Origin of the sequence: Croceitalea rosinachiae, assembly GCF_031846445.1 — a bacterium.
GTDB lineage: Bacteria > Bacteroidota > Bacteroidia > Flavobacteriales > Flavobacteriaceae > Croceitalea > Croceitalea rosinachiae.
On sequence record NZ_JAVRHR010000002.1, the window covers coordinates 802,834 to 818,581 of the forward strand.

13 protein-coding genes are annotated in these 15,748 nt (G+C 37.3%); 11 read left to right on the forward strand and 2 right to left on the reverse strand.

All coding sequences use genetic code 11. The features are described 5' to 3' along the window. The 5 genes from RM706_RS11385 to RM706_RS11405 all read left to right on the forward strand — a co-directional run bounded on the left by RM706_RS11385 (position 1) and on the right by RM706_RS11405 (position 5,211). A complete protein-coding gene (locus RM706_RS11385) occupies positions 1–330 on the forward strand; it encodes a translation initiation factor (protein WP_311351554.1) in 330 nt (109 codons plus the stop codon). Positions 331–478: 148 nt separating this feature from the next. Then, the gene (locus RM706_RS11390) at positions 479–1,411 is read left to right on the forward strand and encodes a DUF1835 domain-containing protein (protein WP_311351556.1); all 933 of its coding nucleotides are present in this window, start codon (positions 479–481) and stop codon (positions 1,409–1,411) included. A gap of 1 nt (position 1,412) precedes the next feature. Continuing rightward, the gene (locus RM706_RS11395; protein WP_311351558.1) at positions 1,413–2,279 is read left to right on the forward strand and encodes a nucleoside phosphorylase; all 867 of its coding nucleotides are present in this window, start codon (positions 1,413–1,415) and stop codon (positions 2,277–2,279) included. Between the two features lie 54 nt (positions 2,280–2,333). Further along, the gene (gene ppk1 / locus RM706_RS11400) at positions 2,334–4,376 is read left to right on the forward strand and encodes a polyphosphate kinase 1 (RefSeq protein WP_311351560.1); all 2,043 of its coding nucleotides are present in this window, start codon (positions 2,334–2,336) and stop codon (positions 4,374–4,376) included. Next, a complete protein-coding gene (locus RM706_RS11405; protein ID WP_311351562.1) occupies positions 4,363–5,211 on the forward strand; it encodes a substrate-binding domain-containing protein in 849 nt (282 codons plus the stop codon). Before ppk1 ends, RM706_RS11405 begins: the two co-directional genes overlap by 14 nt. Here RM706_RS11405 and RM706_RS11410 read toward each other — a convergent pair whose 3' ends face one another. After that, the gene (locus RM706_RS11410) at positions 5,212–5,613 is read right to left on the reverse strand and encodes a response regulator (protein ID WP_311351564.1); all 402 of its coding nucleotides are present in this window, start codon (positions 5,611–5,613) and stop codon (positions 5,212–5,214) included. A gap of 82 nt (positions 5,614–5,695) precedes the next feature. Next, a complete protein-coding gene (gene ung, locus RM706_RS11415; protein WP_311351566.1) occupies positions 5,696–6,361 on the reverse strand; it encodes a uracil-DNA glycosylase in 666 nt (221 codons plus the stop codon). A 67-nt stretch (positions 6,362–6,428) separates the two neighbouring features. Between ung and RM706_RS11420 the strand changes: the two genes are divergently transcribed. From RM706_RS11420 to RM706_RS11445, 6 genes are all read left to right on the forward strand, one after another. Then, positions 6,429–7,934, forward strand: a complete 1,506-nt coding sequence (locus tag RM706_RS11420) for a YfcC family protein (RefSeq protein WP_311351568.1) — start codon at positions 6,429–6,431, stop codon at positions 7,932–7,934. A 45-nt stretch (positions 7,935–7,979) separates the two neighbouring features. Beyond that, positions 7,980–9,017, forward strand: coding sequence for a dipeptide epimerase (locus RM706_RS11425; protein WP_311351570.1), 1,038 nt, complete (start codon positions 7,980–7,982; stop codon positions 9,015–9,017). Positions 9,018–9,027: 10 nt separating this feature from the next. Further along, positions 9,028–10,068: an N-acetyltransferase DgcN family protein gene (locus RM706_RS11430; protein WP_311351572.1), complete on the forward strand. Its 1,041-nt coding sequence runs from the start codon at positions 9,028–9,030 to the stop codon at positions 10,066–10,068. 5 nt (positions 10,069–10,073) lie between these two features. After that, positions 10,074–12,341, forward strand: a complete 2,268-nt coding sequence (locus RM706_RS11435) for an aminotransferase class III-fold pyridoxal phosphate-dependent enzyme (RefSeq protein WP_311351573.1) — start codon at positions 10,074–10,076, stop codon at positions 12,339–12,341. 68 nt (positions 12,342–12,409) lie between these two features. Next, positions 12,410–14,581, forward strand: a complete 2,172-nt coding sequence (locus tag RM706_RS11440) for an endonuclease MutS2 (RefSeq protein WP_311351575.1) — start codon at positions 12,410–12,412, stop codon at positions 14,579–14,581. Positions 14,582–14,709: 128 nt separating this feature from the next. Then, entirely contained in the window at positions 14,710–15,729 is a 1,020-nt protein-coding gene (locus RM706_RS11445) for a sugar phosphate isomerase/epimerase family protein (protein WP_311351578.1), read from the forward strand. The last annotated feature ends 19 nt before the right edge of the window (positions 15,730–15,748 follow it).

Consider the following 15,748-nt stretch of genomic DNA (forward strand, 5'->3'; position numbering starts at 1 on the left):
ATGGATTTAAGCGACCAACTCAAGAATCTATTTCCAGACCATACTCCTGAAGAAGATACTTCAGCCAAAATTCCAGATTCGAATATTTGGATGCAAGAAATGCCCATTATCTGCAAATATGAAAAACGTAAGGGTAAACCGATTACTATTTTAGAGGGGTATACTGGTGCAGATAAGGACTTTAAACAATTAGCAAAAGAAATTAAATCGTTTTTGAGCGTCGGTGGAAGTTATAAAAATGATAAGATCATTATTCAAGGGGACTATCGCGATAAGATAATGGACTTCTTGAAAGACAAAGGCTTTTTAGTAAAAAGAGTTGGGGGGTAATGCTCTAAAAGGTTGCTTTATTATGTTCGATTATTCGACCAACTGTTAAATTTAACGACGAACGACCTATGTTTTCATGAAATTATTTTTGTTTTTTTTGTTTTAAGTTTACTTTTAGAAATTCTAACCAACGAAACTAAGACTGAAAATGAAATCACTGTTGCATATTACCAACGGGGACAGTTTCACAAATAAACTACAATCGCTCCCCCTGAAAGGCGATATTATTACCTGGAGAGAAATGCTCTGTGAAGGCCAGACCCTTTGTAACGTGGGCAGTGAAACCTTTTGGAAAACACGTTTTGAATTTCTCAATAAAAATTATAAAGTTTCAAAATCTTGGTTTGTAGAAAAGACCCTAAAGGAATATCGGTCGCTTTGTAACCACAAACAACAAGATCAAATAGTTCTATGGTTTGAATATGATCTCTTCTGCCAAATAAATATGTTAGCCGTATTGAGTTGGTTGAAAACACACCGAAGGCATGCTGAAATTTCTTTGATATGCAGTGGTAAAGAAGACGAAACAGATAAGCTTTATGCTCTTGGAGAATTGAACGATGAGCAATTATTGGGGCTTTATGAAAATCGTATAGTTCTATCTCAAGACGATGTCGAATATGCCGATTATGTTTGGCAACTTTATTGTAGCGACAATCCGATACGATTAGAAAACTTGACAGATTTTGAAAATTACCAGTTTGATTACCTTTCTGATGCCGTTACTGCGCACTTGAAAAGATTCCCGAGTATCAAGAATGGACTTAATGCAGTTGAAAGCAGTATGTTGAACATTGCGCTTACTGAAAAGCCCAAGTCTAAAAAAGACTTTTTAAGAAAGATTTTAACCACGCCTAACCTTTATGGGTATGGTGATACTCAATATGAACGACTACTAACTTCAATAAAACCTTTGTTTTCTTCATTCAACCCTGTTAGGGTTACCAAAGTTGGCAAGCAAGTTTTAGCTAATGAAAGTAATTATTACGCATCGCTTCGCGATAATGAAGCATTTTTAGGTGGTGCTTTAAAATATAACTTCTTATACAATACTGATACCGACAGAATTTTAAAATTATAATATGTCCATAGCCGAATCAGAGTTGATTCTCAATCCTGATGGCAGTATTTACCATTTAAACCTTCTTCCAGAAGACATTGCACCAACAGTTGTAACGGTTGGTGATCCAGAACGTGTTCATGATGTTTCCAAGTATTTTGATAGCATTGAATTAAAAAAAGGGAAGCGTGAGTTCATTACCCACACCGGCATTTTAAATAAAAAACGAATCACTGTCATTTCTACAGGCATAGGAACTGACAATATTGACATTGTTTTAAATGAGCTTGATGCATTGGTCAATATTGATTTGAGGACCAGAAAGGTAAAACAGCAAAAATCCAGTCTAGATATTATTAGAATTGGAACATCCGGGGCGATTCAAAAGGATATTCCTGTAGATACTTTTCTTTTGTCGCAAACTGCAATAGGCTTGGATGGACTTTTACACTTTTACTCAGAAAAAAACCTCCAGAATAATGAATTACTCCAAAAGTTGGAACCATACTTAAACTGGAACCATAAAGGCATCAGGCCTTACGCATTTGACTGTGATGAAACTGTAGCGAAAATATTTTTGGGAAATCATATACGATTAGGTGTTACCATAACAAATGCTGGTTTTTACGCTCCACAGGGAAGGCAGTTACGTTTGAAACCCAACTTAGCGGACTTCCATCAAAAACTTCAAGAATTTCGTTTTAAAAATAGGGCTATTACAAATCTTGAAATGGAAACCGCAGGTATTTATGGTTTATCCAAATTACTTGGGCACAAGGCAGTTTCCATGAATGCTATTTTAGCCAATAGAGCTACTGGGGCATTTTCAAAAGAACCCAATAAAACCGTTGATTCTTTAATTCAGTATTGCTTACAACAATTGACTTAACATTAGCTTTAAGTTGCTGGTAATTCTAATAACTATTTTTGAGAAAATGTAGTTATGCAAAATAGAAAACTTAAAAACCGTGATGTCAATTGGCTGTATTTTAATGAGCGCGTATTGCTCGAAGCCGCAAATAAAACTACCCCCCTACTAGAACGTCTCAAGTTTTTAGCCATATTCTCGTCTAATCTTGATGAGTTTTTCAAAGTTAGAATCTCGCAATTAAGGCAATTAAAAGCTGTTGACAAAGAATTGAGAAAAAAACTGGTTCTCAAAGCAAATAAGAAGTTGAAGTTTATTTTGGCTAAAGTTTCTGAGCAACAAACCCAGTTCGGAAAGATTATTGAAGAAACTTTAACAGAGCTTAGGCAACATGATACCTACATTAGAAAAAGAAGTGAACTTAATCAAGAGCAGTTAGATTTTCTTGATTCCTTTTTTGACACTTCAATACTAGTTCATTGCAAAACCATTGATATTGTTAGTCCAGCTGATTTAAAAGATGGGCATTTGTACCTTGTTGTTCATATTAAATCAGATGATTTTGATGTCATTGAAATTCCTACCAAGCAATGTTCAAGGTTTATTCAAATCCCTGGAGCGGGAAGCAATTATATCTTTTTAGATGATGCAATCAGACTTAATATACACAAAATAATTTCAGGGAAGACTGTGATCAATTCTTATGCTATCAAATTATCTAGAGATGCTGAGCTCTATTTAGAAGATGATTATACAGATGCTGCCCTGGTCGAAAAAATATATCAATCTTTAGGCAAAAGAAAATCGGGACAACCTACCCGTTTATTGTATGATATGAACATGCCTACAGAATTGCAAGATGCCTTAAAAAAACAACTAGATATCAGTGATGTTGATATGTTCTTAGGGGGGGGATATCATAATATGTCCGATTTTTTTGGGTTTCCAACCCCCGAAAATAGTACTGTATTGCAATATATGTCCAAACCACCTTTAAAGCACCCTACCTTATCATTAACCAAGAATATATTTAAAGTTATTGCAGAAAAAGACCAATTGGTCCATTTTCCATATCAAGAGTTTGAAACGGTTGAACGTTTTATAAATGAGGCTGCTTCAGATGATACTGTTTCCAGTATAAAGATGTCTTTATATAGAATTGCAAAGACCTCAAAGCTTACAGACTCCATTTTAAAAGCCTTGGAGAACGGAAAAAAAGTGCTACTGTTTGTTGAAGCGCAAGCACGCTTTGATGAAGAAAATAATATAAAATGGGGTAGAATTTTTGAAGAAAAAGGCGCCACTGTTTTATTCAGTGTACCAAACATAAAAGTGCACTCAAAGATTGCCTTGGTAGCGCGACTCATAGATAACAAAGTCGAACGTTATGCGTATATCGGCACAGGAAACTTTAACGCCAAAACGGCAAAGTTATATTGTGATCACGGATTGTTCACTGCTCATCATAAGATAACAGAAGAGCTATCACAAGTCTTTGACATTCTTGAACGCAAGCTTATAATTCCTAAACTGAAATACCTTCTGGTGTCTCCATTTACCACGCGCAGTACATTCTTAGAGCTTATTAAAAACGAAATAGACAACGCTAAGCGGAATAAACAAGCAAAAATCACCCTTAAGATGAACAGTTTAGAAGACTCTAAAATGATTGCCGCGCTTTACGAGGCAAGTGAGGCTGGGGTTGAAATACGTTTATTGGTGCGTGGTTTCTGTTGCTTGATTCCCAAAAAGGAGTCTGAATTACTTCCAGGAGAAAAACCAATTTATATCACCAGTATCGTAGACCGATTTTTGGAACATGGCAGAATCTATGTCTTTGAAAACGGGGGTGAAGAACTCATGTATATTGGTTCTGCGGATTGGATGACACGAAATTTAGATAAACGTATTGAAGTATTGACCCCTATTTTAGATAAGGATATTTTTAAGGAGTTAAAGGATATTTTAGAAATTCAACTTGCCGATAATGTAAAAGCCCGTATTTTAGATATTGAAGATTCTAACACTCGGGTGAAGAAAGAGCCCAATGAAAATTCGATACGCTCGCAATATGCGATTTATGATTATTTGAAAGATAGACTTCATGAAAAAAGTTGACATCATTGGAGTACCAGAACACTTTAACTTACCCTGGCATTTGGCCATTGAAGATGGAGCTTTTGAAACACGCGGTATCAACCTAGAATGGACCGATATCCCTGAGGGTACCGGCAGAATGTCTAAAATGTTGGCTGACGGAGAGACTGACTTAGCCATTATTTTAACCGAAGGGCTTATAAAAAGTATCTCAGAAGGCAACCCCACAAAAATTGCCCAAGAATATATCGCATCACCATTATTATGGGGTATTCATGTTGCCCAAGACAGTTCTTACAAAAACATTACAGAACTAAAAGCGACTACAGCTGCCATTAGTCGATACGGTAGCGGCAGTCATTTGATGGCTTTTGTCAATGCGCAAAACCAAGGTTGGGAGACTAACGACCTTAAATTTGAAGTTATTAATGATTTGGAGGGCGCTATTGAAGGATTGACCTCAGGCCATGCCGATTATTTTATGTGGGAGCGTTTTACTACGAAACCATTGGTAGACAATAAGACCTTTAGAAGGTTGGGCGATTGCCCTACTCCATGGCCTTGTTTCGTAATAGCCGTAACCGATTGCTTTGTTCAAGAAAATAAATCGATGCTACGGCATATTCTTGAAGTTATAAATATGTATACCGCCGAGTTTAAAATGATACCTAGTATCGACAGAACTATTGCCAATAGATACGGCCAACAATTGGAAGATGTAAAAGTCTGGTTATCAAAAACTACCTGGGGCCAAAAGCAAATTTCGAAAGATGATTTAATCAATGTTCAAATGCGACTAATTTCTTTGGGGCTCTTAACAGATATAAAAGAGAATGAAGTTTTTCTGTTAGATTGATTAAGAAAAATGTTTGGCAATCAATGTTCTGAATATTAAATCTGAAAGTGGTTTTTGAGAAGTGTCCGAAACATTAGGGTTTTCCATAGCTTTTGCAACTACCGAATCGGTATCGACAGCAGTAAGCATTACAATCACTATTTTTTTCTTAGTCTTTTCATCAATTTTATTTTCAAAAGCCTCCAAAAACTCCCAACCGTTCATAATCGGCATATTCGTATCTAAAATTAGTAGACATGGGGTAATATCTACTGCATTTAAAATCAAAAAATCAATTGCTTCTTTCCCATTTTGAGCAACATTTACTTCTAAGTTTGCATCAAGTTGCTTAAGAAAGAATTTATTCAAAAAATTGGTTGTATCATCATCATCAACCAATAAAACTGTTTTTAATTTACCCACCCGTTAGGTTTTATTGAAAGCTTATTAATCAACAAACGTAGTAATTTTCTTATTGTTTTAACAGTTTCAAAAAAAATGTAATTCACCAACTTATTAACGGTTTATCCATTTTGGACAAAATTTGGTTGGTTTTACTAAAATGTTGGTTTCCAAACCACAATCCCCTATTGGCACTTAATGGCGAAGGATGACCAGAGGTTAAAATGTGGTGCTTGGAAGCATCAATCAGACCAGCTTTCTTTTTAGCAAATCCACCCCACAGCAAAAACACAAGGCCTTCTGTATGCTTTGAAAGTATTTGTATTACACTGTCCGTGAACTGCTCCCAGCCTTTTTTTTGGTGGCTGCCGGCAGTATGGGCCCTAACAGTCAAGGTAGCGTTCAAGAGTAATACACCTTGAGATGCCCATCGCTCTAAATTGCCACTTTCTGGATAGGGTATTCCTATATCGGTTTTAATTTCTTTGAAAATATTGACCAAAGAAGGCGGATGTGGAATACCATCTTGAACGGAGAAACAAAGTCCATTAGCTTGATTGGGACCATGATAAGGGTCTTGACCAATGATTACCACCTTAGCTTCATGAAAAGGACAATGGTCAAAAGCTGAAAAAATGGCTGTCCCTTTTGGATAACACTTATGTTGCTGGTACTCATTTCTTACGAACTGGGTCAGTAATTTAAAATAGGGTTTTTCAAACTCTGCCCCTAAGTGCTTTTTCCAAGATGGATCAATGGAAACATTCATTTCATATAAATTCTTCGCATAAATCTAAATATAATATCTTTCTTATCTGTAGATTAAAAATCAACATATGCCATTTTTAAAAAAAATAAAATTTCCAACTGCGCATACTGTGCTTTTCTTGATTTTAGCTATTGTAAGTTTACTGACATGGGTGATTCCATCTGGCCAATTTGAACGATTGGCGTACGACAGTAAAAATGACTTGTTCATTAGAAGTTCTGTAGATAAAATTATTGAGTTACCTGCAACACAAGCAACCTTAACAAATTTGGATATTCAAATACCACTAGAAAAGTTTACCTCGGGAGCTTTATCCAAACCCATTAGTATCCCTAATAGCTATACATCCATATCTAGTCGTCCGCAAAACTTGGTAAATTTTATTCAAGCTCCCTTAAAAGGTATTATGCAATCTGCTGATATTATTTTACTCGTTTTGATTATTGGGGGTTTAGTGCAAATTGTAAACGCCACAAAAGCTTTTGAGGCAGGTATCGCTTGGTTGGGAAACCAATTACAGGGCAAAGAATATATTCTAATTATTTTAGTGATGACCTTGATTGCCCTAGGAGGCACAACTTTCGGACTGGAAGAAGAAACTATTGCCTTTTACCCCATCTTAATCCCTATTTTTCTTGCGGCGAAATATGATGCTTTAGTCTGTATTGGCACAATTTATATAGGATCATCTATTGGAACAATGGCTTCAACGGTAAACCCATTTAGCAGTATCATTGCATCAGATGCTGCAGGAATAAATTGGACCGAGGGTTTATATGGCAGATTGTTAATGCTCATTTTGGGGCTAATTATCTGTATTGCTTACATCATCAGGTATGCTCAAAAAGTAAAAAAAGACCCTAGGAGTTCCATTATCTATAGCCAAAAAGAAGCGATAGAAAAGAAATTTGCCGATATCGACTTTACTAAAACTATCAAACTTGATTGGAAATTAAAATTTGTACTTTTTCTATTCGCCAGTTGTTTTATTGTCATGATCTATGGCGTATCACAATTAAACTGGTGGTTTCTTGAAATGACGAGCATTTTTTTGGCTGGAGCCTTAATCATTGGCGTACTTATGCGAATGAACGAAAAGTTGTTTGTACAAGAATTCATCTCGGGAGCAAAAGACTTGTTGGGTGTGGCTTTTATTATTGGTATTGCTAGAGGGGTAACTGTTTTAATGGAAGATGGTCAAATCAGCGATACCCTACTTTATTATACAAGCCAAATTACCTCAGGAATGGAAAAAGGTCTTTTTATCAATGTATCCTATTTACTATATTCTGGCTTGACATTTTTTATTCCATCATCATCAGGTATGGCTGTACTAACAATGCCAATTATGGCACCACTATCTGATACCGCTGGTATAGATAGATCTATCATGGTAAACGCCTATCAATATGGTACCGGACTATTTAAATTTATTAATCCAACCGGTATTATTTTGGCTTCCTTAGCTATTGTGAACATAGGCTATGATAAATGGCTCAAGTTTGTATGGCCCCTAGTCTGCATCATTGCAATTTTAGGAATACTAATGCTTACTTTATCTGTGTATTTATAGTGATAATGGTTATTTTAGATGAGTTATGTGCTGTAATCTTCTAAAATGAAAATAGACTATAAAATTGTTTACTTAAAAAAATTGTTCCCTTTGCGAATTAGTCGTGGCGTACGCGATGGGCAGTCGAATTTATACTTATCTGTTACCGATAATGGCTATACGGGCTGGGGAGAAACATCACCAGGGCAATCAGAAGGTGCCGCTTCACCTGAAGAAGCTCAAAAGCAATTGGAGTCCTTTTTAGCGACCAGCCCAAATCTTAATTCGCCATTCCAAACCTATGATGCAGCTATATCTTTTGGACTGGCACCATGTGCGCTCGCAGCTCTCGATATTGCACTTTGGGATCTCTTGGCAAAAAAAGCCGGTTTACCGCTTTATCATTTATTAGGTTTTCCAAAACCAAAGCATGCCACATCAATCACTTTGGGGATTATGAGCCCCGAGGAAGCAAAGGTCCGCCTTCCTTTGATTTTAGAAAATATGGATATTCGCACCTTAAAAGTGAAATTGGGTAATAATGATGGTATCGAAGCTGATAAAGCCATGTATAATGAGGTTTTGGAATATCACAAAAAATATCCTTTGGCCATACGAGTCGATGCCAATGGAGGTTGGACATTAGATGAGGCCAAACATATGATGCAATGGTTGGCAGAACGTAATTGCGACTATGTAGAGCAACCATTAAAAGAAGGGCAAGAACTTGATTTACCTCAGCTTTATGAGAATAGACCATTACCGATTTTTGTAGATGAATCTTGTAGATTGGCCACTGATATTCCAAAATGGGCAAACGCTGTCGATGGTGTCAACATGAAATTGATGAAGTGCGGAGGAATAACTGGTGCGTTAAGCATAATTGCAACGGCCAAAGCATTCAATTTACAAACTATGATTGGCTGCATGGGTGAATCTTCTATTTCCATTGCGGCAGGTGCTGCAGTTTCTGGGGTTTTGGACCATATTGATTTAGACTCCCATTTAAATCTGAATCCCGACCCATGTGAGGGAGCTCCTTTAATCAACGAAATTACCATGCCTTTGGATATTTCTGGTCATGGGGGAAAATTCAAATCTTAAATTCCTGATTATGTTTGATGCCTCTCAAAAAATGTGCATTTATATGGAAGGTGCGCTTGATAATGATTCTGGTAAAATGGGTTTTGGCCTCATGCGATTTTCAAAACACCCAATTATTGGAGTCATTGATTCAAAATTTGCTGGAAAAACCGTTAGTGAAGCAGTGGGCTTACCATATGACATTCCTGTTTTTGAAACAGTAGAAGATACCATAAAACGGGGTAGTGAAATTATTGCATTGGGCATTGCCCCTTCAGGCGGTCGTTTTCCTTCTGAATGGGATGAGCCTATTTCAACAGCTTTAAAATCAGGCTTATCTTTGGTTAATGGTCTGCATGATGATTTGAATGCTAGGTTAGGTCATTTGTTATCAAGACAGGGACAAGTCATTTGGGATGTACGAAAACCCGAACACTCCTACCCCATTGCAACAGCTAAAGCAGCCCAATTGAAGAACAAACGTGTATTAATGGTCGGTACTGATATGGCTGCAGGCAAAATGACCGCAGGGTTAGAGCTTTATGCAGCACTTAAAGAACAGGGAATCAAAGTGGGGTTTGTGCCAACTGGTCAAATCGGAATAACACTTATGGGTAAAGGTATTCCCTTAGATGCCATAAAAGTAGACCAAGCAGCTGGGGCCGTTGAACAGGCTGTTTTAGAACAATCTGACAATGATATTATCATAATTGAAGGACAGGGTTCCTTAGCGCACCCTGGTAGTACCGCTACCCTACCTTTGATCCGTGGTTCTCAACCCACTCATATGATTTTATGCCATAAAGCAGCACACACCCATCTTCGTTATCCGGTTTCCCATATACCGATACCACCTCTTGATGAGTTTATTCGATTAAATGAAAGCGTTGCCGAAGTCTGTGGTAGTCACAGCAAAGCCAAAACCATTGGAATAGCTTTGAATACCAATGGATTAAACGATGAACTGGCAGCAATAAAAATGGATGACATTGCCAAATTGACGCAATTGCCTACCACAGATGTGGTCAGGATTGGAACCGATTTATTAGTTAACGCCCTACTCTCAAACTAGCTATTTTGAATTTAGAACAACTTCTAACAAAAGAATTTGGTTTTAAGTCCCAAAAAATCAAGAAACTGGTTGGATATGACAACAAGAACTACCTAGTTACTGAGAATAACTCACGTTACATTTTAAAAACATATCATTATTCCCAATACTTATGGGACGTATTAGGCTCAGAAAACAAGGTGCTAATTGCACTTAAAGACTCTGGATTAGATACAGTACCAAGCCCTATTGCTTTTCTTGATGGATCTTTTATTAAAAATATTTCTCACAACAAAGAACAGATTATCATTAGGCTGCTCACATTCTTAGAAGGGGAATTTGTAGGAGATACTACGCCAACCATGGAAATCGCAAATGCTATTGGTGCGTTTGTGGCCAATATGAACAAGAAATTAAATTCTCTTGAGAATTATGTCTTGCGCGCACGTAAATGGGAATGGGACTTACAATATTTTCCACTGAACAAAAAGTACCTTTCTGCAATTACAGATTCAAAAGACCGTAATCTGGTTTTATACTTTTTTCAGCACTTTGAAAAAAGTATAGTTCCCGTTTTACCCACATTAAGAAAACAAATCATTCATAATGACGCGAATGAGTGGAATATTCTAGTCAAAAACAATGAGGTAACAGGTATTATTGATTTTGGAGATATAGCCTATTCACCATTGGTCAATGAATTGGCCATTGCCATAACCTATATTGCCTATGATAAGGAAAAGCCGCTGAACTGGGTCATAGCACTATTGAAAGGTTACCATAGTGTCAACCCTGTTTTAGAAGAAGAAATTGATCTGTTATATTATTTAATAGCTGCCCGGCTCTGCACCAGTGTTTGTAATTCTGCACATTCTAAAAAAACGGACCCTGAGAATAATTATGCCTCCATAAGCGAAGTAAACGCTTGGAAAACATTAAGAAAATGGATTCGTTTAAACCCTATTCAAGTAAAAAATGAATTTAGGCAAGCGGTTGGTTTCTCTCCAATTGAGCAACTAGCCCTAGATAGGGCATTGGCAAAAAGGTTTCAGCACATAAGCCCGATTCTTTCAATTAGTTATCAAAAACCTATTCAAATGGAAGCTGCTGCTTTCCAGTATATGTATGATACTAGTGGAAATACTTTTTTAGATGCCTATAATAACATTCCACATGTTGGTCATTCACATCCAAAAGTAGTAGCTGCGGGTCAAAGACAAATGTCAAAACTAAACACCAATACGCGTTATGTTTATGATGTGCTTGGTGAATATGCCGAAAAGCTACTGTCAAAATTTCCAAAGCCTTTAAACAAAGTATTTTTTGTGAATTCGGGTAGTGCTGCTAGTGATTTGGCGATTAGAATGGCAAAGACACATACCAAAAGACAGCATATTATGGTCATGGAGCATGGTTATCATGGCAATACCCAAACCTCCATAGACATTAGCGACTATAAATTCAGCAATAAAAAAGGACAAGGACAAAAGGAGTATATTTTAAAGACATCTATCCCAGATAGTTATCGCGGTAAATACACAACTACGGATGCAGGAGTACTATTTGCCAAAGATGCCATCAATGAGTTAGAAAGCACTAATGAATCAATTGCTGCATTTATAGCAGAACCTATTGTTGGTTGCGGTGGTCAAGTACCGCTAGCGGATGGTTATTTAAAAGAAATCTACCCGGCTGTCCGTAAACAAGGTGGGGTATGTATTAGTGATGAAGTACAAACAGGATTTAGCCGATTGGGAAAGTACTTCTGGGGATTTGAAATGCATGAAGTCATACCTGATATTGTGGTTTTGGGCAAGCCTATGGGCAACGGGCACCCCATTGGTGCGGTAGTGGTTACCGATGAAATTGCAGCTTCATTTGAAAAAGGCGTAGAGTTCTTTAGTTCATTTGGCGGCAATCCCGTTTCTTGTGCAGTTGGCTTGACCGTTTTAGAAGTGATTGAAGAGGAAGGCTTGCAACAACAAGCTGAAGAGGTTGGTAATTACTATCAAAAAGAACTTAGAAAGCTACAGCGAAAGTATCCTGTAATTGGAGATGTTCGAGGTGCCGGTCTTTTTATTGGTATTGATATGGTACATCCTGAAACTAAAAATACCAATCATCAACTTGCGCAGTACTTAAAAAATGAATTGCGAAACCAAAATATTTTAATTAGTACGGATGGTCCAGACGATAGTGTTTTAAAAACAAAACCTCCCTTGTGTTTCACTAAGAATAATGTTGATGAGGTCATTGATGCTATTGATAATGCGATGCTACAGTTTTACAAATAACTTTGAGAGCAAACATGTCAAAATAGGCGATTAAAGAATAGTTATCTTTGCCCTGCTATAAAAAGAACATGCAGCAAATCAATTCGAAAACCCTTCAAGATTTAGAATTCCCAACTGTTTTAGAGCAACTCAAAGCGCGTTGCAATACGGAGATGGGTAAGGAACATGTAGTAACCTTATCGCCTGTCAATGATGAAGACAAGGTGCTGACCCTATTAAAGCAAACTTCTGAATATCTGGCATCTTTTGAAAATGATAACCGTATACCAAACCATGGTTTTGACACCATAGATGGAGAGTTAAAATTGCTCAAAATCGAAAATACCACTTTAGAGCTTTCTGGGTTCCGACGCATCAAACAGATTTGCAATACCATCATCATCCATAAAAAGTTCTTCAAAAAATTTAAAGAATATTACCCGCTTCTTTTTGCATTTTCAGAAACTGTCGAACAGAATTCTTCCATTCCCGAAAGTATTGACAATGTCATTGACAAGTTTGGTGAAATAAGAGATGATGCCTCTCTAGACTTGAAACAAATCAGGCATCAAATCAATCAAGTACGCGGAAAAATCAATCAAAGCTTTGGGGTAGCATTAACCCGATATCAGGCTTCTGAATTTTTAGACGAGATAAGGGAATCTGTTGTAGACAACCGCCGAGTTTTGGCTGTTAAGGCCATGTATCGAAAGAAAGTGCATGGTACCGTTATGGGAACCTCAAAAACAGGCAGTATCGCCTATATAGTTCCAGAGGCCACGCTACGGTTTAGTTCAGAATTAAGTAATCTTGAATTTGATGAAAAAGAAGAAATCCAGCGTATTCTTAATGAGTTGACCAATAGTATTCGCCCTTTTCAAGAAGTACTATCAGCCTATCAAGAATACCTTACCCATATTGATATTACTTCGGCAAAAGCAAAATATGCCAATGAAATGAATGCCATTCTTCCTGAAATCAGTGAAGAACGCCGTTTGTTTTTAAGAGATGCCTATCACCCGCTGCTGTATTTAAATAATAAACAGAAAAAGGAAAAAACGTGGCCACAGACTATTGAATTACATGCCGAAAATAGAATCATAGTAATTTCTGGACCCAATGCTGGTGGTAAAAGTATTACCCTAAAGACCATAGGGCTTTTACAAGTGATGCTGCAAAGTGGTTTGTTGATACCCGTTCATGAGCGCAGTACAGTGTGTTTTTTCAATAAGGTTTTAACGGATATCGGTGACAACCAATCCATCGAAAACCACCTCAGCACCTATAGTTATCGCTTAAAAAACATGAATCAATTTTTAAAGAAGTGCAATAACAAAACACTTTTTTTGATTGATGAGTTTGGTACGGGTTCTGATCCAGAGCTGGGCGGTGCTTTGGCAGAGAGTTTTTTAGAGGTTTTTTACGAACGTGGCGCCTATGGCGTGATTACGACCCATTATGCCAACTTAAAATTATTGGCCAATGAACTGCCTCATGCCACCAATGCCAATATGCGTTTTGACAATAAAACCTTGCAACCCACTTTTCAATTGATACTGGGCGAAGCTGGGAGCTCATTTACCTTTGAGGTAGCTCAAAAAAATGGCATCCCTTACTCCTTAATCAATAAAGCGAAGAAAAAAATTGACCGCGGCAAAGTTCGTTTTGACGCGACCATTTCCAAACTGCAACAAGAACGTAGTAAAATGGCGAAAACAGGTTCTCGTTTACAAGATGAGGAAACCAAAGCCAGAGAAGAAACAAAGCGTTTAGAAGCTTTGAATGCCAAGGTTAAGAGTAAGCTTGAAAATTATCAAGAACAATATGATCATAACCAACGCATGATCTATTTAGGAAATAAACTAAATGATATCGCCGAAAAATATTTTCTAGATCATAAAAAACGCCCCTTGATTTCAGAATTGCTCCGCATTGTTGAAACGGAGAATAGCAAACGTAAAAAGACCACAGCAAAACAGGCCAAAGCTAAGAAAGCACAAAAGAAACAGGTAGCAAACGAACTCGAGCAAAAAATAGTTAAGGTCCGTAAAGAGAAAGTTATCAAAAAGAAAAAGGCGGTTCAAGCTGAAAAGGCAAAACCCAGGCCTGTCTTCAAAGTTGGTGATCGAGTACGTCTTTTTGATGGCAAAGCTGTTGGAACTATTGATAAATTAGAAAAAAATAAAGCAGTAGTAAACTATGGCCTTTTTACCACAAATGTGAGTGTGGAACAGTTAGATTTGGTGGAAGCTAAAAAGTAATCATTTATCCTTTTTGAACAGTTCTATCTTAAAATATAATGGGATTCAATTAAGAACTTATTATTTTTAGATAAAAATCTGAGGAAACGAATTTTATACTATTTTACTCACTATTAAATCATTTTCCAATGAAACAAAGCATCATCATTGCCGCAGTAAGTCTCTTATTTATCATTTCTTGCCGTACGAAGTCAGCGTCCAATTCAGAGTCAGATACTATAACTGAAACTTCCCAAGAAATGGAAGTTCAGACACCAGACTTTCAAATTTCATTGGCCCAATGGTCTTTTCATAAAGCATATTTAGGAACTCTGAAAGAAGGAAATTGGGATTGGTTTATGAAAACGCTACAAGAATCACCTGATGATATATTATTAGGAGAAGCTGACCCAAAGGACTTTCCAGAAATGGCCGCAAAGTTTGGTATCAATTCCATTGAATTGGTAAATACCTTCTATTATGGAAAAGCAGATGACCAAGCCTTTTGGGAAGATTTTAAAAAACGTTGTGATGCAGCTGGCGTAACGGTTGGATTGATCATGTGTGATGTATTGGGTAATCTTGGGGATGCCGACCCCGAAGCGAGAAAAAGAACTGTGGAAAACCATCATAAATGGGTGGATATTGCAAAATTTTTAGGGGCGCATTCCATTCGCGTAAATGCTGCTGGTGAAGGAAGTGCTGAAGAAGTGGCCGCAAACGCAGTCGACGGTCTAAAACAATTAGGGGAATATGGGGCTACCCAGGGTATCAACATTATTGTCGAAAACCATGGAGGGTATTCTTCAAATGGCACTTGGTTGGCTGGAATCATGGCCGAAGTGAACATGGACAATGTGGGCACACTTCCAGATTATGGTAATTTTTGTATTGAGCGCAGTTCTGATGGTTGTGCTAACGAATACGATCGCTATAAAGGAATGTCTGAATTAATGCCGTACGCCAAAGGGGTAAGTGCGAAATCACACGATTTTGACGAGCAAGGAAATGAAATCCATACCGATTTCTACAAAATGTTGAAAATTGTGAAAGATTCAGGCTTCAAAGGGTATATCGGTATCGAATATGAAGGTAATGTTCTTTCTGAAGAAGAAGGAATCGCTGCTACCTTGGCACTTTTAAATAAGGCAATCGATAGTATACAATAAGAAACACCTGCTATTATTC

What these genes read in the sequence shown, in the direction of transcription:
- RM706_RS11385 (WP_311351554.1), top strand. Translation starts at nt 1, where the DNA reads ATGGATTTAAGCGACCAACTCAAGAATCTATTTCCAGACCATACTCCT.
- RM706_RS11390 (WP_311351556.1), top strand. Translation starts at nt 479, where the DNA reads ATGAAATCACTGTTGCATATTACCAACGGGGACAGTTTCACAAATAAA.
- RM706_RS11395 (WP_311351558.1), top strand. Translation starts at nt 1,413, where the DNA reads ATGTCCATAGCCGAATCAGAGTTGATTCTCAATCCTGATGGCAGTATT.
- ppk1 (WP_311351560.1), top strand. Translation starts at nt 2,334, where the DNA reads ATGCAAAATAGAAAACTTAAAAACCGTGATGTCAATTGGCTGTATTTT.
- RM706_RS11405 (WP_311351562.1), top strand. Translation starts at nt 4,363, where the DNA reads ATGAAAAAAGTTGACATCATTGGAGTACCAGAACACTTTAACTTACCC.
- ung (WP_311351566.1), bottom strand. Translation starts at nt 6,361, where the DNA reads ATGAATGTTTCCATTGATCCATCTTGGAAAAAGCACTTAGGGGCAGAG.
- RM706_RS11420 (WP_311351568.1), top strand. Translation starts at nt 6,429, where the DNA reads ATGCCATTTTTAAAAAAAATAAAATTTCCAACTGCGCATACTGTGCTT.
- RM706_RS11425 (WP_311351570.1), top strand. Translation starts at nt 7,980, where the DNA reads ATGAAAATAGACTATAAAATTGTTTACTTAAAAAAATTGTTCCCTTTG.
- RM706_RS11430 (WP_311351572.1), top strand. Translation starts at nt 9,028, where the DNA reads ATGTTTGATGCCTCTCAAAAAATGTGCATTTATATGGAAGGTGCGCTT.
- RM706_RS11440 (WP_311351575.1), top strand. Translation starts at nt 12,410, where the DNA reads ATGCAGCAAATCAATTCGAAAACCCTTCAAGATTTAGAATTCCCAACT.
- RM706_RS11445 (WP_311351578.1), top strand. Translation starts at nt 14,710, where the DNA reads ATGAAACAAAGCATCATCATTGCCGCAGTAAGTCTCTTATTTATCATT.